Source organism: Streptomyces sp. NPDC051563 (assembly GCF_044454225.1).
Taxonomy (GTDB): Bacteria; Actinomycetota; Actinomycetes; order Streptomycetales; family Streptomycetaceae; genus Streptomyces.
Genome location: NZ_JBITDL010000013.1, coordinates 76,846 through 97,721, shown reverse-complemented (window position 1 = coordinate 97,721; position 20,876 = coordinate 76,846). Strand labels below are relative to the sequence as shown.

General features: G+C 73.1%; 22 protein-coding genes and 1 tRNA gene. 12 read left to right on the top strand and 11 right to left on the bottom strand.

From position 1 onward, the window contains the following. Positions 1 to 23 precede the first annotated feature (23 nt). Positions 24 to 299 carry a hypothetical protein gene (locus ACIA8F_RS17375; protein ID WP_274553198.1) on the top strand — a complete coding sequence of 92 codons (276 nt, stop codon included), beginning with the start codon at positions 24 to 26 and terminating at the stop codon, positions 297 to 299. A gap of 89 nt (positions 300 to 388) precedes the next feature. Further along, the gene (gene glmS / locus ACIA8F_RS17370) at positions 389 to 2,206 is read left to right on the top strand and encodes a glutamine--fructose-6-phosphate transaminase (isomerizing) (RefSeq protein WP_399379623.1); all 1,818 of its coding nucleotides are present in this window, start codon (positions 389 to 391) and stop codon (positions 2,204 to 2,206) included. A gap of 90 nt (positions 2,207 to 2,296) precedes the next feature. Here glmS and ACIA8F_RS17365 read toward each other — a convergent pair whose 3' ends face one another. Together ACIA8F_RS17365 and ACIA8F_RS17360 are read right to left on the bottom strand one after the other, a co-directional pair. Beyond that, positions 2,297 to 2,863 (bottom strand): acetate uptake transporter, encoded by a 567-nt coding sequence (locus ACIA8F_RS17365; RefSeq protein WP_399379621.1) that lies wholly within the window; start codon positions 2,861 to 2,863, stop codon positions 2,297 to 2,299. Between the two features lie 99 nt (positions 2,864 to 2,962). After that, positions 2,963 to 3,493 (bottom strand): universal stress protein, encoded by a 531-nt coding sequence (locus tag ACIA8F_RS17360; protein ID WP_214951587.1) that lies wholly within the window; start codon positions 3,491 to 3,493, stop codon positions 2,963 to 2,965. Positions 3,494 to 3,872: 379 nt separating this feature from the next. On the opposite strand from ACIA8F_RS17360, the gene ACIA8F_RS17355 reads away from it, so the two are divergent. From ACIA8F_RS17355 to ACIA8F_RS17340, 4 genes are all read left to right on the top strand, one after another. Next, positions 3,873 to 4,289 (top strand): hypothetical protein, encoded by a 417-nt coding sequence (locus tag ACIA8F_RS17355; protein WP_399379619.1) that lies wholly within the window; start codon positions 3,873 to 3,875, stop codon positions 4,287 to 4,289. 376 nt (positions 4,290 to 4,665) lie between these two features. Next, positions 4,666 to 5,835, top strand: coding sequence for a helix-turn-helix domain-containing protein (locus ACIA8F_RS17350; RefSeq protein ID WP_399379618.1), 1,170 nt, complete (start codon positions 4,666 to 4,668; stop codon positions 5,833 to 5,835). A gap of 70 nt (positions 5,836 to 5,905) precedes the next feature. Then, positions 5,906 to 6,508 (top strand): oligoribonuclease, encoded by a 603-nt coding sequence (gene orn, locus ACIA8F_RS17345; protein WP_266877785.1) that lies wholly within the window; start codon positions 5,906 to 5,908, stop codon positions 6,506 to 6,508. Between the two features lie 96 nt (positions 6,509 to 6,604). Next, positions 6,605 to 6,677, top strand: a tRNA-His gene (locus ACIA8F_RS17340). 64 nt (positions 6,678 to 6,741) lie between these two features. Here ACIA8F_RS17340 and ACIA8F_RS17335 read toward each other — a convergent pair. Further along, positions 6,742 to 7,629: an NAD(P)H-binding protein gene (locus ACIA8F_RS17335; RefSeq protein ID WP_399379617.1), complete on the bottom strand. Its 888-nt coding sequence runs from the start codon at positions 7,627 to 7,629 to the stop codon at positions 6,742 to 6,744. Between the two features lie 102 nt (positions 7,630 to 7,731). On the opposite strand from ACIA8F_RS17335, the gene ACIA8F_RS17330 reads away from it, so the two are divergent. Together ACIA8F_RS17330 and ACIA8F_RS17325 are read left to right on the top strand one after the other, a co-directional pair. After that, positions 7,732 to 8,232 (top strand): MarR family winged helix-turn-helix transcriptional regulator, encoded by a 501-nt coding sequence (locus tag ACIA8F_RS17330; RefSeq protein WP_399379615.1) that lies wholly within the window; start codon positions 7,732 to 7,734, stop codon positions 8,230 to 8,232. A gap of 127 nt (positions 8,233 to 8,359) precedes the next feature. Next, positions 8,360 to 9,661 carry an MFS transporter gene (locus ACIA8F_RS17325; protein ID WP_399379614.1) on the top strand — a complete coding sequence of 434 codons (1,302 nt, stop codon included), beginning with the start codon at positions 8,360 to 8,362 and terminating at the stop codon, positions 9,659 to 9,661. Here the strand turns inward: ACIA8F_RS17325 and ACIA8F_RS17320 are convergent. The 5 genes from ACIA8F_RS17320 to ACIA8F_RS17300 form a co-directional block, all read right to left on the bottom strand. After that, positions 9,618 to 10,298: an NADPH-dependent F420 reductase gene (locus tag ACIA8F_RS17320; protein WP_399379613.1), complete on the bottom strand. Its 681-nt coding sequence runs from the start codon at positions 10,296 to 10,298 to the stop codon at positions 9,618 to 9,620. The genes ACIA8F_RS17325 and ACIA8F_RS17320 overlap by 44 nt on opposite strands. A gap of 115 nt (positions 10,299 to 10,413) precedes the next feature. Further along, positions 10,414 to 11,055: a disulfide bond formation protein B gene (locus ACIA8F_RS17315; RefSeq protein WP_399379612.1), complete on the bottom strand. Its 642-nt coding sequence runs from the start codon at positions 11,053 to 11,055 to the stop codon at positions 10,414 to 10,416. 11 nt (positions 11,056 to 11,066) lie between these two features. Then, on the bottom strand, positions 11,067 to 11,231 hold the full coding sequence (locus ACIA8F_RS17310; protein ID WP_266877792.1) for a DUF5993 family protein: 165 nt from the start codon (positions 11,229 to 11,231) through the stop codon (positions 11,067 to 11,069). A gap of 68 nt (positions 11,232 to 11,299) precedes the next feature. Beyond that, positions 11,300 to 12,691: a sensor histidine kinase gene (locus ACIA8F_RS17305; RefSeq protein WP_399379610.1), complete on the bottom strand. Its 1,392-nt coding sequence runs from the start codon at positions 12,689 to 12,691 to the stop codon at positions 11,300 to 11,302. A gap of 10 nt (positions 12,692 to 12,701) precedes the next feature. Continuing rightward, positions 12,702 to 13,391, bottom strand: coding sequence for a response regulator transcription factor (locus ACIA8F_RS17300; RefSeq protein WP_385372578.1), 690 nt, complete (start codon positions 13,389 to 13,391; stop codon positions 12,702 to 12,704). Between the two features lie 79 nt (positions 13,392 to 13,470). On the opposite strand from ACIA8F_RS17300, the gene ACIA8F_RS17295 reads away from it, so the two are divergent. After that, positions 13,471 to 14,013, top strand: a complete 543-nt coding sequence (locus tag ACIA8F_RS17295; protein WP_399379609.1) for a hypothetical protein — start codon at positions 13,471 to 13,473, stop codon at positions 14,011 to 14,013. A gap of 70 nt (positions 14,014 to 14,083) precedes the next feature. Continuing rightward, the gene (locus ACIA8F_RS17290) at positions 14,084 to 15,577 is read left to right on the top strand and encodes a class I adenylate-forming enzyme family protein (protein WP_399379607.1); all 1,494 of its coding nucleotides are present in this window, start codon (positions 14,084 to 14,086) and stop codon (positions 15,575 to 15,577) included. Positions 15,578 to 15,589: 12 nt separating this feature from the next. Here ACIA8F_RS17290 and ACIA8F_RS17285 read toward each other — a convergent pair whose 3' ends face one another. Together ACIA8F_RS17285 and ACIA8F_RS17280 are read right to left on the bottom strand one after the other, a co-directional pair. After that, positions 15,590 to 16,498 (bottom strand): spermidine synthase, encoded by a 909-nt coding sequence (locus tag ACIA8F_RS17285; RefSeq protein ID WP_399379605.1) that lies wholly within the window; start codon positions 16,496 to 16,498, stop codon positions 15,590 to 15,592. Between the two features lie 34 nt (positions 16,499 to 16,532). Beyond that, a complete protein-coding gene (locus ACIA8F_RS17280; protein WP_399379603.1) occupies positions 16,533 to 16,949 on the bottom strand; it encodes a hypothetical protein in 417 nt (138 codons plus the stop codon). Positions 16,950 to 17,267: 318 nt separating this feature from the next. Here ACIA8F_RS17280 and ACIA8F_RS17275 point away from each other — a divergent pair, with 318 nt between their 5' ends. Then, positions 17,268 to 18,620: a tetratricopeptide repeat protein gene (locus ACIA8F_RS17275; protein ID WP_399379601.1), complete on the top strand. Its 1,353-nt coding sequence runs from the start codon at positions 17,268 to 17,270 to the stop codon at positions 18,618 to 18,620. A 153-nt stretch (positions 18,621 to 18,773) separates the two neighbouring features. Here ACIA8F_RS17275 and ACIA8F_RS17270 read toward each other — a convergent pair whose 3' ends face one another. Next, a complete protein-coding gene (locus ACIA8F_RS17270) occupies positions 18,774 to 19,370 on the bottom strand; it encodes a histidine phosphatase family protein (RefSeq protein ID WP_399379599.1) in 597 nt (198 codons plus the stop codon). A gap of 164 nt (positions 19,371 to 19,534) precedes the next feature. Here ACIA8F_RS17270 and ACIA8F_RS17265 point away from each other — a divergent pair, with 164 nt between their 5' ends. Beyond that, positions 19,535 to 20,500 (top strand): phosphatase PAP2 family protein, encoded by a 966-nt coding sequence (locus tag ACIA8F_RS17265; protein ID WP_399379598.1) that lies wholly within the window; start codon positions 19,535 to 19,537, stop codon positions 20,498 to 20,500. The last annotated feature ends 376 nt before the right edge of the window (positions 20,501 to 20,876 follow it).

Genomic DNA, 20,876 nt, shown 5'->3' with positions numbered 1-20,876 from the left:
GTCCATGCCGCCAATATCGACGAATGCCCGACCGCCGCCCGTCGCACGAGGACCTCGTCGACCACTTGGTGCGCAGCACCTCGCTCCAGCGGGGCGAAGCCGCCCGAGTGGTGCTCGACGTCCTCGCGTACTTCGACGAGAGCACCGAGGAGTTCGTCCGCAGGCGCCACCGTGAGCTCCAGTCCGGGGGCGCGGTCAACGCGGACATCTTCGAGCGGATCGCGGGCGAACTGCCGCACCGCGCCGTGGCGCCGCCGGAGCTCTCGCTCCGGCAACTGCGCCGCATCGTCTACGGCTGAGCAACGGCCGAGCACCACCCCCGGCCGCGCGCCGGGACGCTGCAGGGGCAGCGGCAGGAACAACCGAACTTCAGGAGGGGAAAGACCTTATGTGCGGAATCGTGGGTTACATCGGCAAGCGTGACGTGGCACCGCTGCTGCTGGAGGGGCTGCAGCGACTGGAGTACCGCGGATACGACTCCGCGGGCATCGTCGTCAACAGCCCGAAGGCCGCCGCCCTGAAGGTCGTCAAGGCCAAGGGCCGCGTGCGCGAGCTGGAGTCCCGGGTACCCAAGCGCTTCGCCGGCACCACCGGCATCGCCCACACCCGCTGGGCCACCCACGGCGCCCCGAGCGACCTCAACTCCCACCCGCACCTGGACGCCGACAACAAGGTCGCCGTCGTCCACAACGGCATCGTCGACAACGCCTCCGAGCTGCGCTCGAAGCTGGAGGCCGACGGGGTCGTCTTCCTCTCGGAGACCGACACCGAGGTGCTCGTGCACCTCATCGCCCGCGCCCAGGCCGACACCCTGGAGGAGAAGGTCCGCGAGGCGCTCAAGGTCGTCGAGGGCACGTACGGCATCGCCGTCATGCACGCCGACTTCCCCGACCGCATCGTCGTCGCCCGCAACGGCTCCCCGGTCGTCCTCGGCATCGGCGAGAAGGAGATGTTCGTCGCCTCGGACATCGCCGCGCTCGTCGCCCACACCCGCCAGATCGTCACCCTCGACGACGGCGAGATGGCGACCCTGAAGGCCGACGACTTCCGGACCTACACCACCTCCGGTACGACGACCACCGCCACGCCCGAGACCGTGGAGTGGGAGGCCGCCTCCTACGACATGGGCGGCCACGACACGTACATGCACAAGGAGATCTCCGAGCAGGCCGACGCGGTCGACCGCGTCCTGCGCGGCCGGATCGACGACCGCTTCAGCACCGTCCACCTGGGCGGTCTGAACCTGGACCCGCGCGAGGCGCGCGGCATCCGCCGCGTCAAGATCCTGGGCTGCGGCACCTCGTACCACGCCGGCATGATCGGTGCGGGCCTCATCGAGAGCCTGGCCCGCATCCCCGCGGACGCCGAGCCCGCCTCGGAGTTCCGCTACCGCAACCCGGTCGTGGACCCCGACACCCTCTACATCGCGGTCTCCCAGTCCGGTGAGACGTACGACGTGCTCGCGGCCGTGCAGGAGCTCAAGCGCAAGGGCGCCCGCGTCCTCGGCGTGGTCAACGTGGTCGGCTCCGCGATCGCCCGCGCCGCCGACGGCGGCGTGTACGTGCACGCCGGCCCCGAGGTCTGCGTCGTCTCCACCAAGTGCTTCACCAACACGGTCGTGGCCTTCGCGCTGCTCGCCGTGCACCTGGGCCGCATCCGCGACCTGTCCGTCACCGACGGCAAGCGGATCATCGACGGCCTGCGCAAGCTGCCCGCGCAGATCCAGGAGATCCTGGACGGCGAGGAAGACATCAAGAAGCTGGCCGCCGAGTACGCCGAGGCCAAGTCGATGATGTTCATCGGCCGCGTCCGGGGCTACCCGGTGGCCCTGGAGGCCTCCCTGAAGCTCAAGGAGATCTCCTACATCCACGCCGAGGCCTACCCGGCCTCCGAGCTCAAGCACGGCCCGCTCGCCCTCATCGAGCCGTCCCTGCCGACGGTCGCGATCGTCCCGGACGACGACCTGCTGGAGAAGAACCGCGCGGCGCTGGAGGAGATCAAGGCCCGCAGCGGCCGGATCCTGGCGGTCGCCCACACCAAGCAGGAGAAGGCCGACCACACGATCCTCGTGCCCAAGAACGAGGACGAGCTGGACCCGATCCTGATGGGCATCCCGCTGCAGCTGCTGGCGTACCACACCGCCCTGGCCATGGGCCGGGACATCGACAAGCCGCGCAACCTGGCGAAGTCCGTCACCGTCGAGTAGGCCGCACCGGCACCGGGCGCAGACGGCGCGCACGAGGAAGGCCCCCGGGGATCCGCCGGGGGCCTTTTCGTGTGGAGCGTGGTGCGTGCGTCAGCTCGCGGCGACCGCGCCGCGAGAACGCTTGTCGTACGCCATCGGCCAGCTCGCCAGCGCCGCCGTGGCTCCGTACCAGGCGAGCAGTCCGGCGAGCGCCGCCACCCAGCCGGCCGCCTTGCCCAGCCCGTCGTTCCCGGCGAAGCTGCCTATCGCCAGGAGCAGCAGGGCGAGGGTGAACAGGCCGTACACGCCCTGGCCGAACAGCCCGCGCGCGGCCGAGACGGTCAGGGTCAGCGCCAGCATGGCGAACAGGACGAGGAACAGTCCGGCCGCGTGTGCCGAAACCTTTCCGTCGGCTCCGTTGGCCCAGGTGAACCAGAAGGCTCCGATGCCGGCGAACGCCGTGCCGTTGAAGCCGTTGCCGCCGCGGTATTCGAGGATTCCGAGGACGAACAGGGCGAGTCCGCCGAGGAACGTCGCGAGCGACACGGAGTTGGCCACGGTCACACCGTCGATGATGCCGGTGGTGCCGATACCGAACGCGAGAAGGGTGAGACCCAGGGCGATGTGCCCGAGGGTCGAAGTCGAGGCCGTGCTTCCCGCAGAGACACCATTGTCCACGGCGGGCTCCCTTCGATCTGCAGTTGTTTGCTGCGTCCCAGCAGCCTTTATCTACCCCTTACATGGGGGTGCACAACCGCACAATCGACATACGGTCGGTTACGGGATGACAACGACCGGTCGCTGCGCCCGCTTCGCCAGCCGGCCCGCCACCGATCCGAAGATCCGGCCGACGATCCCGTGCGTGGAGCCGACCACGATGGCGTCCGCCGAGTACTCCCGGCCGACCTCCTCCAGCTCGTGGCAGATGTCCCCGCCCCGCTCGACAAGGATCCACGGAACCTCGGACAGGTAGTCCGCGCAGGCCAGCTCCAGCCCCAGCACCTCGGTGCGATGGTCCGGCACGTCCACGAAGACCGGCGGCTCGCAGCCGGCCCACACGGTGGTGGGCAGCCGGTTGGCGACGTGGACGATGATCAGACCGGAGCCTGAGCGACGGGCCATGCCGATCGCGTACGCGAGGGCGCGCTCGCTGGACGTGGATCCGTCGAAGCCCACCACGACCCCGTGCCGGAAGGCCGGGTCGCAGGGATGACGTGGTTGTTCCACCGCGCGCAGGTCGGCCGATTCTGGATCGGCGAGGCGTTTGCGCTTGCGGTCCGCGGGTTCGGAGAATTCGTGACCGGCCATGGGTGTCTCGGCGAAGAGGTCCTCAGGGGAAGGGACAAGCGGACGGGGCGCCAGTAGGCGGAAGCGACGATTCAATCGGGACGATTCCAGAAAACGACAACTCAGTGTGACCGAGCTCTGTCCGGGAAGCATCTTCCCAAGCCCATACCCACCAGGGTACGGCGACACTCCCGTGCTGCACAGGTCATGCCGCCCTTGGAGAGCGTCCCAGGGAGCATGCCGCAGCCACGCCTCCTTGGCAATGTCCGCTGCCCCCTACAGCCAGTAACGAGATGCACCCCATCGGGTGGGTGCCACCCGTGCGCGCAGTGACCGAGCCGCGCCGGACGCCGTTGGACACGAGTCCGACCGTCCAGGAAGAGCCCGCAGGGAGCACGCCGTGCCCGGTCGTCCGGTTCACCCCGTCCAGCCCGCTCAGTCGCCCGCTCAGCCGACGCAGTCCGTCCACATGCCGCCCCCTCCTCTTCACCCGTCCGTGCAGGCCGCCCGGCGGCCCCACGAGGACCCCGCGGGTGACGTGGTGCGCTGGGCCGCCTTCAGCTGCCTGCTCGTCCCCGTGGTCCTCGTCGTCTACGGAACCTCCTTCGGCGGGGCCGCCGTCGCCACCCTCGGCCTGGCGGCCGTCACGGCGGCCTGCCGGGTGCTGCTGCGCCACTCCGAGCAGACGGAGCGGAATGCCGCGCGGGTCCTCGTGGAGGACCGATTGACGCCCGCGCAGCGGGGCCGGCACTCGCGCGCCGGGGCCGGAAGCCAGCGCGGATGTCAGGTTTCCGGCGGGATGTCCTCTCACGACTGACCGATTCGCACATCCACACCCGCATGTTTTCAGCCAACTTCCCGGCAGGTCACCCCCCTTGCCGGAATGTCCCCCCACCCCCCTCACCATCAGCGACTACGGCGTCACAAGGCCACGTTGACCCTACGAGTACTGGCCATGGCCGGACAGTGCGCTTTCCACCCGGGTAGCGGAGTGGAACGCTTCCTGATCGAATGCTTTTCGCCAAGTTGCCAAGTCGACATAGCGCTGCGTGCTGAACTTGTCACGCCGACACCACGGGACGCAGTAGATTCGATCATGTATTTACGGCGGGGGAGCCACGTGCAAGGCCGAGGGGATACGTGCAGGTGCGACCAGACCAAGGAGTCGCGACACCCAAGGGGGGCTTAGCGCCATGAGCCAGGATTCCACCGCCGTCGTCGTTGACGGCAGGAAGCTCGCGGGGCGTCGCCGCAGGGAGATCGTCGCGGTGCTGCTCTTCAGCGGCGGACCGATCTTCGAGAGCTCCATTCCACTTTCCGTGTTCGGCATTGACCGGCAGGACGCGGGAGTTCCACGCTACCGACTGCTCGTGTGCGCCGGTGAGGACGGTCCGCTGCGGACCACCGGCGGACTCGAGCTGACCGCGCCATACGGGTTGGAGGCGATCGCCCGGGCAGGCACGGTCGTCGTTCCCGCGTGGCGTTCCATCACCTCACCGCCGCCGCCGGAGGCGCTCGACGCGCTGCGTCTGGCGCACGAGGAGGGGGCCCGGATCGTCGGACTGTGCACGGGGGCATTCGTGCTCGCCGCCGCCGGTCTGCTGGACGGCCGGCCCGCGACGACGCACTGGATGTACGCGCCGACGCTGGCCAAGCGCTACCCGTCCGTCCACGTCGATCCGCGCGAGCTGTTCGTCGACGACGGCGACGTGCTGACGTCCGCGGGCACCGCGGCCGGAATCGACCTGTGCCTGCACATCGTGCGCACGGACCACGGCAGCGAGGCGGCCGGGGCACTGGCCCGCAGGCTCGTCGTCCCGCCGCGCCGTACGGGCGGCCAGGAGCGCTACCTCGACCGGTCGCTGCCGGAGGAGATCGGCGCCGACCCGCTGGCCGAGGTCGTCGCCTGGGCGCTGGAACACCTCCACGAGCAGTTCGACGTGGAGACGCTGGCGGCGCGCGCCTACATGAGCAGGCGCACCTTCGACCGGCGGTTCCGCTCGCTCACCGGCAGTGCTCCGCTGCAGTGGCTGATCACCCAGCGGGTGCTCCAGGCGCAGCGGCTGCTGGAGACCTCCGACTACTCGGTCGACGAGGTCGCCGGACGCTGCGGGTTCCGCTCGCCGGTCGCCCTGCGCGGTCACTTCCGCCGCCAGCTGGGGTCCTCCCCGGCCGCCTACCGCTCCGCCTACCGGGCCCGCCGCCCGCAGGCGGACGTGGCCCAGGTGGCCCAGCTGTCGGAGTCGCCGGTTCCGCACCAGCGCACTCCGCAGCCGCAGCGGGCGGCCGCGGCCCTGGCCGCGGCCGGTCCCACGGTGACGGAGCTGTACGCCCCGGGCCGGGTGCTGCGCGAGCACGCGTAACGAGGTCCCCGGAAGGTCCCCCGCATCGGCGGTAACCGATGCGGGGGACCTTCCGCATAAGGTGGGGCGCATGAACGATCGCATGGTGTGGATCGACTGCGAGATGACCGGGCTCTCGTTGACGGACGACGCACTTATCGAGGTGGCCGCACTGGTCACCGACTCGGAGCTCAACGTGCTCGGCGAAGGCGTGGACATTGTGATCCGCCCGCCGGACGCGGCCCTGGAAACCATGCCCGACGTGGTGCGCGAGATGCACACGTCGTCCGGCCTGCTCGACGAGCTGGCCGGCGGGACCACCCTCGCGGACGCGGAGGCACAGGTCCTGGCCTACGTACGGGAGCACGTGAAGGAACCCCGCAAGGCCCCGCTCTGCGGAAACACGGTCGGCACCGACCGCGGCTTCCTGCTGCGCGACATGGCCGCACTGGAGGGCTACCTGCACTACCGGATCGTGGACGTGTCCTCGATCAAGGAGCTGGCCCGCCGCTGGTACCCGCGCGCCTACTTCAACAGCCCCCCGAAGAACGGCAACCACCGGGCGCTCGCGGACATCAAGGAGTCCATCGCCGAGCTGCGCTACTACCGGGAAGCCGTCTTCGTACCGCAGCCCGGTCCGGACTCGGACACGGCGCGCACCATCGCCGCCAAGCACGTCGTCCCCGGCGCCTAGCCCCCACCGGAGAAGGGCGCGGGGAAAGGAGGGAGCGAGCACCCTCCCGGACCCTGTACCCTTTTCTTCGGCCGGTCGGTTTTCCGACCGGACATGGTGGGTGTAGCTCAGTTGGTAGAGCACCTGGTTGTGGTCCAGGTGGCCGCGGGTTCAAGTCCCGTCACTCACCCTGCAAGAAGGCCTCGTTCCGTGAAAGCGGACCGGGGCCTTCTGCGTTTCCCCGGACCGGGGTCCTAGGAGCGGAAGGCGTCCGCGTGCTCCGTGGACCAGGTGTCGAAGGTGCGCGGAGGGCGGCCGGTGAGGCGCTGCAGGTCGTCGGTGAGGGCGACCGGGAGGCCGTCCGAGGCGGACCAGTAGTCGAGCAGGGCCTCCGCGTACGGGCCCGGTATGGAGCCGTCGACCTCGGCCTTCCACTGCTCCCGCGAGACGGCCTCGAAGGGTATGGGGCGGCCCACGGCCTCGCCCAGTATCGCCAGCTGCGCCGCGAAGGTCAGCGTCCGCGGCCCGGTCAGGGTGTACGCGCGGCCCCCGAGCGAGGGGTCGGTGAGCACCGCGCAGGCGGCTTCGGCGAGATCGCTCTCGTGGACCGGGTCGCTGTACGCACCCGGGTACGGCAGCCGGACCGGGCGACCCGATTTCGTCGCCCAGGCCCAGCCGAGGGCATTGCTCGCGAAGGATCCGGGGCGCAGCAGGGTCGTGCGCAGCGGGGAGGCGAGGAGGGCCTGCTCCACCGCGAGATGGGAGGCGGCGAGGGGGCTGTCGGCGGCGCCGGGGGCGAGGACCGAGGAGGAGGACAGCAGGACGACGTGTTCGACGCCGGCGCCGACGGCCTCCTTCACGAAGGCGTCGATGGCGGCGGCCTCCGCATAGAGGAAGACGGCGCGGACGCCGGCGAGGGCCTCGGGGAAGGTCGCGGGATCGGAGAGGTCGCAGTGGACGGTGCCGGGCGTGTCCGGCTCGCGGGATGCGAGGCGGTACGGGACTCCGTGGGCGGCGAGGAGGGACACGAGCCCCCGGGCGACGGAGCCGCGGCCACCGGTGACGAGGACCTGCGGGGCGTGCGGGGCCTGCGGGGCGCGCGGGACCTGCGGGACCTGCGGGACCTTGGAAGCGTTCGACATGGCGGATTCCTGTTCTTCCTGCTCTAGACTGAGATCGTGACGCAGATTCTGTGTGACGCAATCTCTGCGTCACACAGATAAATTTGGACCACGGAGAAGCCGATGTCAACGGATTACGCTCGTTCGAGTGATGAGTGGACCCGCGCCGAGCTGCTCGCGCGCATCGTCACCGAGAGCCAGCGGCACTACGCCGACTACTCGCTCTTCAACCAGGCCATGGCCGACCACGTCGGCCTGCACCCCACCGACATGCAGTGCGTCGCCCTCCTCGACATGGAGCCCGCGCCCGTCAGCACCGGTGACATCGCCCGTCTCACCGGCCTGACCTCCGGTTCCGCCACCCGCCTGGTGGATCGCATGGTCAAGGCCGGCATCGTCGAGCGGCACGCCGACCCGAACGACCGCCGCCGCTCCCTCGTCGCCCTCTCCCCCGCCGCCCGCGACCGGATCGGCGCCGCGTGGGAGACCCCGGGCCGCGCCTTCGGCGCCGTCCTGGCGAGCTACTCCGACACCGAGCTCGCCGTCATCGCCGACTACCTGCACCGCGCCGCCGAAGTCGGCCGCGCCCAGGCCAAGCGGCTGAACTCGGCGGACGGTGCCTGACCCCGCCGACACGGCCGACTCGGGACAGGCCCTACCGAAGCGGCCGCTCCGGCGCTAGCCTCCCGCTCAACGGGCAACGGCGCGCGCCGGAGAAACGGGAGGGTCGGCGTGCGGCTGGAGGTTGTCCATGCCCACGCCGTCCCCCAAGTCCACAAACGTGCCCGCACCCCTGCCCGCCCCTGCGGACGCACCCGCCCCCGCCCCCGCCCCCGCAGGCTTCCGCGGGGTGTTCGCCCTCGGCGGCCTCGCCCTCCCCGTCCACGGGTTCCTCGCCCGGCTCCCCGCCGCGCTGTGCCCCATCGGGACGCTGCTGCTCATCAACGAACGCGACGGCATCGGCGACGCCGGGACCATCGCCGCCGCCCTGTGGCTCGGGCAGGCCCTCGGTGGTCCGGTCATCGGCCGGCTCGCCGACCGGCGCGGCCACCGGCCCGTCCTGCTGGTCGCCTGCGCCGCCAACGCCGCCGTGCTCCTCGCCCTCGTCGCGGCCGTGCTCGGCGGGCTGCCGCTCGCCGCGCGCATCGCGCTCGCCGTCGCCGCCGGCCTCACGGCGGCGCAGGTCGGGCCGCTGGCCCGGGCCCGGTGGGCGCGGCTGGCCGGGGAGGACGAGGCCCTGGTCGGGGCCGCGCTCTCCTTCGACACCACCCTCGACGAGGTCGGCTTCATGGTGGGGCCCGCGCTGGCCGGCATCCTCGCGGTGACCGTCCACCCCGCGTCGGCGCTGCTCCTCGCGGCCGCCCTGGGCCTGGTGTTCGGCACGCTCTTCGCCGTGCATCCCACGGCGCCCGGGCCGACGGGGCCGGGCACCGGGGCGCGGGGCGACGTACGGCTGTGGTCTCCGGGGCTGGCGCTGCTGTTCGCCGTGGCCGTCCTGCAGGGCGCCGCCTGGAGCGGGGCCAGCACCGGGGTCAACGCGCTCGCCGTGGCGGTCGGCTCCCCCGGGGCCGCCGGGCTCGTGTGGGCCGCCATGGCAGTGACCAGCTCGGTGGCCGGCTTCGTGACCGTGGCCCGGCCGGGTACGGCCGGCCCGGCCGTGCGGCTGCGCAGGACCATCGCCGCCCAGGCACTGCTGACGCTTCCGCTGCTCGCCGTCTCCGGCCTGTGGGGCGCGGCCTTCGCCGTCGCCGGGATCGGGCTGGCCGTCGCCCCGCACCTGATCGCGCTGTTCGGCCTCGTGGAACGGGCCGGCCCCGCCCAGCGGATGGGCGAGGCCATGACCCTGGCCGGCAGCGGCCTGATCATCGGCCAGGCGCTGGCCGCCGCGGTCTCCGGCCCGCTCGCCGCGGCCCACGGGTACCGGGCGGCCTTCGCCGTCTCCTGCACGGCCGCGGCCGCCTCCGCGGTCCTGGCGTGGGCGGCCGCCGACCGGGTGCTCGGGCCCGGGCTCAGCCCGACTGCGGCCGGTTCGCGCCCTGGATGTGGAAGTTGAAGTCCGTGTGGCCGAGGGTCCCCATCAGCCGGAGCCAGACCGGCAGGAGCATCTCCGTGCCGCGCGCGGTGTCGATGCCGCCCAGGTCGATGACGCTGTGCTCGCGCCAGTCGAAGGAGTACAGGAGTTCCCGTACGGCCTTCTTGGCCTCGGCGTCCTCACCCGAGAGGAAGACGGTGTGCTCGCCGGGGACCCGGGCCGGGTCGACCATGACCTGGCAGTTCATCGTGTTCAGCGTCTTGACCACGCGCAGCCCCGGGAACGTCCGCTGGATCAGCTCGCCCAGGCTGTCGCTGTCCACCGGGTCGAGCCCGGGCGGGAATCCGCGCGAGAAGTCCAGCGGGTTCGCGATGTCGATCAGGATCTTGCCGTCGAGGTGCGCGGCGTCGGCCTCCGTCAGGGCCGCCACGCTGACCTGGCCGCCCGTGGCGTTGACGAGCACCTCGCCGAGCCGCGCCGCCTCCGCGAAGGGGGCCAGGGCGGCCGCCGGGTGGGCCTGCTGCCAGGCGGCGTACTCGGTGCGGTCCAGGGTGGCCGCGGGGTCCCGGGTGCCGATGACGACCTCGTGGCCGAGGGAGAGCAACCGGGCGGCCACGGTACGGCCGACGATCCCGGTGCCGAGGACTGCGTAGCGCATGACGGCTTCCCATCGCATACGGAAGGAACACGGAGGAACGGGGAGAAGGGCGGACCCACTCAAGCAGGTCGTACGGATTCCCGCGCGCAAGGCGTCAACTCCGCGCCAACCTCAGCTAGTCCAGGATCCCCACGTCGTAGAAGAACTGGTAGCGCGTCGGGGTGTCCGGCAGGAACCAGTGGAAGCCCTCCTCCAGGAAGACGGCCACGAGGTTCACGGCGATCACCAGCCCCAGGAACCACAGCGCGGCCATCCCCACCGTGCGGTACGGTCCCGGGTCCTCGGCGGGGACGATCCGGTCCGCGGTGGCGTGGGCGAAGGCCAGCACGATGCCCACGGCGACGACCGAGGCCTGGAAGAGGATCCACGCCCAGACGTAGAGGTGCAGCCCGAACACCTCGCTCCCGTACCCCTTGTCACCCGGCAGCACGTGCAGCATCGTCTGGCGCCACGAGGCGAAGGAGCCGGCGGTCACGGCGACCAGGGACAGGCCCCAGCCCATCATGTAGTCGCGGCCGGTGACCGCCCCGCGCGAGAGCGCGGTCCGCACGATGTGGGCCGCCCCCACGGCCGCCAGCAGCATGAACATCCGCTGCACGAGGCAGAGCGGGCAGGGGTACTCCCCCCTCCCGAACTGGTAGAAGAGCCCGCCGCACGCCACCCCCGTCCAGCCGAGGGCGAAGGCGCACGCGCACCAGAACTGGACCCGGCCCAGCAGGCCGCCCTGCAGCGGCGCCTCCGGGACGAGGCTGGACATCGCTGCCACGGTCAGTAGCTCAAGGTGAGGGCGAGGCCGCTGGTGATGTGGTGCGCCATCAGCAGGATCACGGCGAGGAGCACGAGCCACCAGGCGCCGAGCACGACGAACCGCGGGGAGTCCCGGTACATCGCGATCGAGGTGGCGAGGAGGCCGCCGAAGACGAGGGTGTCCATGGCGCGGACCGTACCGACCGGGGGACACGGCGGACGTGCGGCGCGCCCCCTCCCGGCACAGGGTTACGTCAGTTGCGCCGCCGCCTGCGCCGGCTGCGTCCGGTGCGGGCCGACTCGCCCCGGGCCCGCCCGTCCAGCGCGATCCACACCCGCACCTCGGTGCCGCCGAGCACCGAACGCCCCAGCCGCACGTCCCCGCCCGTCGACTCCGCGACCCGCCGCACGATGTCCAGCCCCAGGCCCGTGGACCCGTCGCGGCCGCCGTCGTTGCCGCGCCGCAGGGCCGCGTCCGGATCGGCGATGCCGCCCCCCGCGTCCGAGACGAGCACGATGACCGCGTCCCCCGCGTCGTGGACGTCCACCGCGAAGGGGGTGCCCTCCGGGGTGTGCCGGAACACGTTGCCCAGCATGGCGTCCAGCGCCGCCGCCAGCTCCGGCCGGGCCACGGGGATCCGTACCGTACGGTCGACCCCCGCGAGCCGCACCTCGCGGCCCTCGTCCTCCGCCAGCGCCGACCAGAACCCCATCCGGTCGCGGATCACCTCGGAGGCGTCGCAGCCGGCGCCCGGCCCCTGCACCCCGCCGGGCCCCTGCGCCGCGGCCGGGCGCTGCTCGCGGGCGGTACGGATGATCGTGTCGACCTCCCGCTCCAGCTGTTCCACGGCCGCCCGGGTCTGCTCCGCGGCCGGACCGTCGCCGAGGGAGGCCGCGTTGAGCCGCAGCACCGTCAGCGGGGTGCGCAGCCGGTGCGAGAGGTCGGCGGCCAGCTCCCGCTCGTTGGCCAGGAGTTCCACGACCTGGTCCGCCATCGAGTTGAACGCGACGGCCGCCGAGCGGAGTTCCTTCGGCCCGTCCTCCGGGACCCGGGCCCCCAAACGCCCCTCGCCGAGCCGGTGCGCGGCGTCCGCGAGCCGTTCGGCCGGCCGCACCAGCCGGGCTCCGAGCCGGTCCGCGACCGCCACCGAGCCCACGATCAGGGCGAGGCCGACCCCGGCGAGGACCAGCCAGGCGGTGGCGACGCCGTTGCTGACCTCGCGCTCCGGCACCAGGATCTCCACCACGGCGATGTCCCCGGAGCCGAGCGCCACGGGCTGGAGCAGGGCGAAGCCGCCGCCCGCCACCGGGGCCGTCGCGGCCCGGCCGATCCGCCGGGTCTCCAGGACGGCGCGCTCGCCGGCCCAGCCGTCGCCGATGTCCACGCGCGGGTCGTCCCCGACGGCCGGGACGTGCACGGCCATCCGCCGGTCGGCGCCCATCTGCGTGGACTCCACGGCCTTGCGCAACTGCACCGGGTCGGTGGTGATGGACAGCGTCGGCCCGATGGTGGCGGCCTGCCGCTCGGCGTTGGAGAACGCCCGGTCGCTGGCCATCTCCTGGACGACCAGCCCGAGCGGTACGGCGAAGGCGACGACCACCATCACGGTGACCGCGAGGCACACCTTGACGAGGGCCCACCTCACGGAGAGCCCCTCACGCCGGCGGCTCCAGCTTCACCCCGACGCCCCTCAAGGTGTGCAGGTAGCGCGGGCTGGCGGCGGTTTCGCCGAGCTTGCGGCGCAGCCACGACAGGTGGACGTCGATGGTCTGGTCGTCGCCGTAGGACTGCTGCCAGACCTCGGCGAGCAGCTCCCGGCGGGCCACGACCACGCCCGGCCGCCCGGCCAGGAAGGCCAGCAGGTCGAACTCCCGGCGGGTGAGGTCCAGTACGGCCCCGTCCAGCTCGGCCTGCCGGCGCAGCGGGTCGATCGCGAGGCCGCCGACGCGCAGCACCCGGGAGGGCGGTTCGGCTCCGGCGGCGGAGCGGGCGCGGCGCAGCACGGCGGCCATCCGGGCGGAGAGGTGTTCCACGGAGAAGGGTTTGGTCAGGTAGTCGTCGGCGCCGTCGTTGAGGAGCCGGACGATCTCCGCCTCGTCGTCGCGGGCGGTCGCGATGATGACGGGCACGTCGGTGATCCCGCGCAGCATCTTGAGCGCCTCGGCCCCGTCCAGGTCGGGCAGTCCGAGGTCGAGGATGACCACGTCGAAGCGGTTGTGGGCGACCTCGCGCAGCGCCTCCAGGGCGGTGCCGACGCTGCGCACGGTGTGCGAGGCCTCGGTCAGGTGCCGGATGAGGGCGGAACGTACGAACTGGTCGTCCTCGACCACGAGCACACTAGCCATGGCCCGCACCGTAGCCCATTCGGGGGATGCCGCGGGGTGGCGGGCCGGGTCTGGGGCTGGTGGTGCAGTATGTCCCCCGATGGGACGAGGACGTGTGGGCAGAGCGGTCGGCCACGCGGGGGCGTGGACCCTGGCGACCGGGGCGGCGGTGACGCTGTCGTGGTGGGGCGTGCACTCGGTCATGTCCGGTACCGCCTACGATCCGCCGCTCGCGGTGCCGCTGGCCGCGCAGCCCCTCTCCTCCTCCACCCACCAGGCCCTGCCGCCGGATCCGACGCCTTCCGCCACGCCGTCGCCGTCGCCCCCGCCGTCCGCGTCCACCGCGCCGGCCTCCCCTTCTCCCTCCGCCAAGTCCCCTGCGCCGCCCACCCCGCAGCCGCGGCGCCAGGCGCCTGCGGGCGGGAACGTGAAGGCGTACAGCGTCTCGGGCGGCCGGGTCGTCTTCGATCTCGGCGGCGCCTCCGGCGAGCTGGTGTCGGCGACCCCGCTGGCCGGCTGGCGGATGCAGGTCTGGAAGCAGCCGTCCTGGATCCGCGTCACCTTCACCCGTGACGGCCGCGAGGTGTCGGTGTTCTGCACCTGGCACGACCACCCGCCGCTGGTGGAGATCGTCGACCCGTAGCGGGCCGGCCCGGGGACGGCTGTCCACAGGGCCCGTCCTCCCGGCCGGGACCGCCGGATACCGTGGCGCCATGAGCACCCGCGCGCGGTACGTCACCGACCTGATCGAGGCCTGCGAGCGGTACGCCGACCGGCCCGCCCTCGGGTCGGGTCCCTGGGTCCTGACCTACTCCGAGGTGCTGGCCTGGACGTACCGGCTGGCGGGCGCGCTGGCCGAGCTGGGGATCGGGCGGGGCTCCGCACTGGCCTGCGTCTCGGCGGGCAACCCGCCCCGGACCCTGCTCGTACGGCTGGCCGCGCACGTGCTCGGGGCCCGGCTGACCCACGTGTGCGTCGGCCCCACCACCCACGGACTCGACCACCTGCTACGGGACTGCGCGCCCGACCTGGTGGTCCACGACACCCCGGTGCCGCCGGGCCCCGGGGCCCGCATCGGCCTGGCCGTGCTGCTGGAGCTGGCCTCCGTCCGGGAGGCCCTGCCCGTGGCGGTGGCGGCGCGCGGCGAGGACGTGGCCCGGGTGACGTACACGGGCGGTACCACGGGCCGGCCGAAGGGGGTGGCCTCCACCTTCGCCGCGATGGCGGCCCGTACGGCCACCCGCACCGACTCCCCCGACGCCGCGCGGCTCACCTTCGTGTCGACCGACTCGCTCTCCCAGCGCTCCGGCGGCCGGTGCCTGGAGCAGCTGCGGATCGGCGGCCGCTCGGAGGTCGTGCACCCGCTCGGCACCCGGGAGTTCGCCGAGGCCTGCCGCCGGCTCGGGCCCGCGGCCACCTACCTGACGCCGTCGATGCTGTACCGGCTGCTCGACGACCCGGAGACCGCGGACGGCGTGCCCGGCCTGGTACGGGTCTCCTACGGCGACTCCCCCGTCCACCCGGAGCGGCTGCGCCGGGCGGTGACCCGGTGGGGTCCGGGGGTGCGCTGGACCCAGGGCTACGGGATGAACGAGGCCGGGGTGCTGAGCCGGCTCTCCCCGGCCGACCACGACGCGGCGGCCGCCGACCGCCCCCACCTGCTCGGCTCCGTGGGCCGGCCGGCTCCCGGGGTGGAGGTCGAGGTGCGGGGCGCCGCACCGGGGGCCACCGGGGAGGTCTGGGTGCGCTCCCCCATGGTGATGGCCGGCTACCGCAACCAGCCCGCCCTGACCGCCGAGGTGCTGCACGACGGCTGGCTGCGCACGGGGGACGTCGGGCACTTCGACGCCGACGGGTACCTGTACCTCGACGACCGGGTCAAGGACGTGGTGATGGTGCACGGGGCGAACATCTACTGCGGCCCGATCGAGACGGCCCTGACCCGGCACCCCGCCGTGGCCCGGGCGGCCGTCGTGGGGCGGACGGACCCGCTCACCGGGGAGGCGGTCTGCGCCTTCCTCGTCGCGGCCCCCGGCCACACCCCGACGGACGAGGTGGCGGACGAGGCGTGCGCACGCGTCGCGGCGGAGCTGGCGCCGGGGCAGCGGCCGGCGGCGGTGTTCTGGCTGCCCGCGCTCCCGCTGACGGACCGCGGCAAGCCGGACAAGCGGCGCCTGCGGGAGATGGCCGCGGCCGCGCAGGGGTAGCCGCGGATCGGCTCAGCGGAAGACCGACGGCGGAGGCTCCGGCGAGGCCACCGCCGAGGCGTCCGAGACCGGGGCGGCGCCGCCCGCGAAGTCGATGAGGGCGCGGCCGTGTTCGACCCGGCCGGGGTGCGGGTCGCTCGCCACCCGGCGGGTGAACTCGGCGACCGGGAGCTCCCGGTCGGCGGCCACCAGCACGCCGTTGCCGAAGCGTTTCCCCCGCCACACCACGGGGTCGGCGGCCATCGCCAGTTCCGCGAACCGGGACGCGGCCGTGGCGATCTGGCCCCGCAGATGGGAGAGCGGCGGACCGTCCGCGAGGTTCGCCACGTACCAGCCGCCCGGCGCCAGGGCCCGGCGTACGTCGTCCAGGAACTCGGTGCTCGTCAGGTGCGCCGGGGTGCGGGCCCCGCTGAACACGTCGGCGATCACCAGGTCGGCCCAGCCGTCCGGGATCTTCGCCAGCCCGGCCCGGGCGTCGACCGCGCGGACCCGGACCCGGGCCTGCGGGTCCAGCGGCAGGTGTTCCCGTACGAAGGCCACCAGCCCGGCGTCGATCTCGACGATCTGCTGCGTCGAGCGGGGCCGGGAGGCGGCCGTGTAGCGGGCGAGGGTGAAGGCGCCGCCGCCGAGGTGGAGCACGTTCAGGGGCTGGCGGGCGGGTGCGAAGAGGTCGATCAGGTGACCGATCCGGCGCTGGTAGGAGAAGTCCAGGTGGCCGGGGTCGTCCAGGTCCACGTGGGACTGCGGGGCCCCGTCGATCAGCAGGGTCCAGGCGCGCGACCGCTCCCGGTCGGGCTCCAGCGCGGCGTGACCGCCGTCCACCGGCCCGGCCGGCGCCCCGGCGGTCTCGCGCCCGCGCCGCCTGTCGCTGCCACTGCCCTTGTCGCTGCCCTTGTCACTGCGATTGCCCTTGCCTGCCACATCCTCATTATGGCTGGTCAGGGCCCGACCGGGGTCAGCGGCAGTTGTCGGCGGCCTCGATCAGCCGGGCCGCCTCGCCGAGCGCCGCCCGCAGCACCTCGGGGTCGGTGACCGGCCCGACGGCATCCGGCGGCAGCAGCCAGCCGGTGTCGCCCGCGGTGGGCGAGGTGTCGCCGAAGCGCATGCCGCGCCCGTTGGTGTGCGTACAGGCACTGCCCGGAAGGTCCCAGGCGTCGGCGGTGCCGGGCGGGACGAGGAAGCCGAGGGTGCTGCCGGAGCCGTCGTGCAGGACCGGGCCGACGCCGCCCGCGCGGCTGGCCTGGCCGGCGGCCCGCTGGATGATGTCGACGGCCTCCAGCCCCTGCCGGGTGGGCACGGTCACCAGGTCCGGGGCGCCCGCGAGGAGGGCCGCTCCGGGTTCGGTCGCGGTGTTCACGTCCGTACTCTCCATGCCGCCCTCCACCAAGGGAACCCCTCCTCAGATCCGCGTACGAGCATCGCGCGAGCGGTCCCGGAAGCCGGCGGGCTTCCTCCCACTCCGCATGAGTTCAACGCACGGGAACGTCAACAGGTGCGGCGGCAAGACGCTGCAAAGGATGGCAGTTCATGGCGGATCGCGGGTGAGATATCCGTTTTGTAGCCAAACACCGAGTCAACCCTCCCTCCCTGGCGGTACGTTCGTGCCCGCCGGGCAGCGCGTCACACAGGCACCACCGCTTCACCGCACAGGCACCGGCAGCGCGATCACTTGCCCAGAGAGGCCACGTCCATGGCGGCGTCCCCCCACTCACCGAACATCCCCTTCCGGCGACTGCGCGGTCAGCACTCCCCGGCCGAATTCGCCGCGTTGGTGCGCAGGGCGGCGAAGGAAATCGGAGAAACGGTTTCCTGCGACGCCCGTTACATCGGCCGGGTCGAATCCGGCGAGATCCGCTGCCCCAACTACGCCTACGAGCGGGTCTTCCTCCACATGTTCCCCGGCCGCACCCTGGCCGACCTGGGGTTCTCCCCGCGCGAGACGGTACGGGGCCGGCTGGCGCAGCGCGAACAGGCCGCGCCCTTCGCCGCCTTCGCCAAACGCCCGCACCCCACCGGCTTCCCTGCCCCTTCGCGTTCCAAGGAGAGCGACGTGCTGCGTCGCGCGTTCATGGCGGGGGGCTCCGCGACCGTGGCGGCCGCGACCCTCAGCCTCACCCTGCTCGGCGACACCCGCCGGATGCCCTCCCGCGCCGGCGAGGCCGAGGCGGCGGCCGTCGAGGACGCCGTACGCCAGATCCGGCTGCTGGACGACCGGCACGGCGCCGACGCCCTGTACCGGCGGGCCGCCGAACCCCTGCGCACCGCCTACGCATTGCTCGATGCGGGGGCGACCCGGCAGTCCACGGAGGACCGGCTGCACGCGGGCGCGGGCGAGCTGGCCATCTCGGTGGGCTGGCTCGCGCACGACTCGGGCCGGTTCGACGACGCCCGCTCGCACTACGCGGAGGCGCTGGCCACGGCCCGGGTCTCCGGGGACTCCGGACTGGAGGCGCACGCCTTCAGCAACATGGCCTTCCTGGCCCGGGACTGCGGGCGCCCCCGCGAATCGGTCCGGGCGGCCCAGGCGGGCCGCCGCGCCGCCCGTTCGCTCGGTTCCCCGCGGCTGCTGTCGCTGCTCGCCCTGCGGGAGGCCGGCGGCTGGGCGGGACTGTCCGACCGCAAGGCCTGCGAGGAGGCGCTGACCCGGGCGCACACGGAGTTCTCCCGCGGCGAGGCCGGGGCGGACCCCGAGTGGATGTCCTTCTTCGGCGAGGCCGAGCTGGAGTCCCTGGAGTCCCGCTGCTGGGCCGCGCTCGGTGAGCACGCCCGGGCCGCCCGGCACGCCCGCCGGGCGGCGGACCTCCAGGACCCGCACTTCGCCCGGAACGTCGCCCTCTACACCGCGGAGCTGGCCGACGACCTGGCCCACGCGGGCGCCCCCGACGAGGCCGCCTGGGCGGGCGGCCGGGTGCTGGAGCTGCTGGACCAGGTCCAGTCGACCCGGATCCGGTCGATGCTGGCGGCGACGGCCCGCACCCTGGTCCCGCACCAGCGCTCCCCGCGCGTCGGCGCCTTCCTCGGGCGGCACGCCTCGACGGTGTGATGACGGGTACGGCCACGAACAGGTACACCGTGACCGGCAGCGTCCGACGCGCAGGACATGAGGCCGCCCCGCGGGGACCGCGTGCTCGTCCAGGGGATCTGGGGCGGGGAGCCCGCTGCCCGGATCCGGGCAGCGGGCTCCGGCACGCCGCCGCTACGCGTCCAGGTGGCCCGTGTCGTTCCAGCGTTCCAGCGCGGGGGCCCCGTACGCCCAGCCGAGGACCGACAGGGAGGTCGGCTCCAGCCGGATGCGGGCGCCGAAGGAGGCGTCGAAGCCGAGCCAGCGTGCGGCCAGGGTGCGCAGGATGTGGCCGTGCGCGAAGACGAGGACGTCGCGCTCGGCCGAGCGGGCCCAGGTGACGACCTCGTCGGCGCGGGCCGAGACGTCCGCGACGGACTCGCCGCCCGGGACCCCGTCGCGCCAGATCAGCCAGCCGGGCCGGATCGCCTGGATCTCGGCCGGGGTCATGCCCTCGTAGTCGCCGTAGTCCCACTCCATCAGCGCGTCCCACGGCTCCGCCTGGATCCCGAAGCCGGCCAGCTCGCAGCTCTCGCTGGCGCGCACCAGGGGGCTGGTGCGCACCTCCAGGCCGCGCAGGCTCGCCCACGGGTCGCGGGCGAGGCGCTCGCCGAGCAGTTTGGCGCCGTGCTTCCCCTCCTCCAGCAGGGGCACGTCCGTGCGTCCGGTGTGCTTGCCGAGCTGGGACCACGCCGTCTGGCCGTGACGGGCCAAGAGGATGCGGGGGGCCATATGAGTTCTCCCGGTCGAGGGGTGGGATGGGTGGGACGGGCGGGACGGGTGGAGCACCGACGGTCCGACCATTCGCACTGCTTTGCGGTGGTTCCGTCGCCGTTCCATCATCCATCAGATGAACGGCACGCAACCCTTGCCTCTTCACACACGTCATACGCCGTATGACTAATAGGCGGCAGCCTCCGCGCTGGTGGGCCGAACTGCTGCTCCTCGGGCTCGTCTACGCGGCGTACTCGGGTGGCAGACTCCTCGCCCGGGGCGACGTCGGGATGGCGGTGGACCACGGGCTCGCGATCCTGCGTCTGGAGGAGCTCCTGGCCATCGACCTGGAGCGGCCGCTCAACCGGCTCTTCACCGCGCAGCCGGTCCTCGGCGTACCCGCCGACTTCGTCTACGCCTCCCTGCACTATCTCGTGACCCCCGCGGTGCTGGTCTGGCTCTATCGGCGCCGCCCCCAGCAGTATCGTTTCGCCCGCACCTGGCTCATGCTCTCCACCCTCCTCGGCCTCGTCGGCTTCGCCCTGCTGCCCACCTGCCCGCCACGGCTGCTCGACGCCTCGTACGGGTTCACCGACACGATGGCCCGCTACAGCTCCTACGGCTGGTGGGGCGGGGAGGCCAGCGCCCCGCGCGGGCTCGGCTCCTTCACCAACCAGTTCGCGGCCATGCCCAGCCTGCACGTGGGCTGGGCGCTGTGGTGCGGGATCATGCTGTGGAGCTGTGGGCGCCGGCCGCTGGTGCGGGCGCTCGGGGCCGCGTACCCCGCGGTCACCACCCTCGTGGTCATGGGCACCGCCAACCACTACTTCCTCGACGCCGTCGCCGGGGCCGCCGTGATGGGGGCGGGCTGCCTCGCCGCCCGCGCCCTGCCCGCAGGGATCACCGGGGTCGCCGCCTCCGCCCCGCACACCACCCGAACAGCCGGTTTCCGCGGTAAGTCCACGATTGTCAGTGGCGGATGGGAGACTTCCGCGGGTGAGCTCCTACCCGTCCAGCGGTCAGCCGTCGCAGACCCCGCCGCGGTCCCCCGGACCGACGGCGCAGCCGGCGGCATGGCAGGCCACCCAGGCCGCGCAGCCGACGAATCCCCCGAGTCCCCCGAAGACGCTCCGGCAGCGGCTCGCTGACCTGCGCGGCCCCGATGTCGCGCCGCGCCCGCTGGACGCCCGCGCGCTGGCGGCCCTCGCCGCCAACCCCGGCTGCGGCAGACGCGCCCTGCTCGACGGGGCCGGCGTGGACAAGACCGTCCTCGCGGCGGCGCTCGGCTCCCCCGCGGCCTTCGGGCAGTCGCAGTTCGCCATCGTGCGCGGCAACTCCTTCGAGGCCAAGGTCAAGGGCGACGGCGGGGCCGAGCTCCTGCGGCTGGTGTACGAGCACCTCGGCGCGGGATCAGGCGGTGCGGGATCGGGCACCGCGGGATCGGGCGGTGCGGTGGATCCGCCCGGACCGGACGCCCTCACCCCCGACCTCACGGCCGCCGGCCCCCAGGGCCGCGCCGCCCGC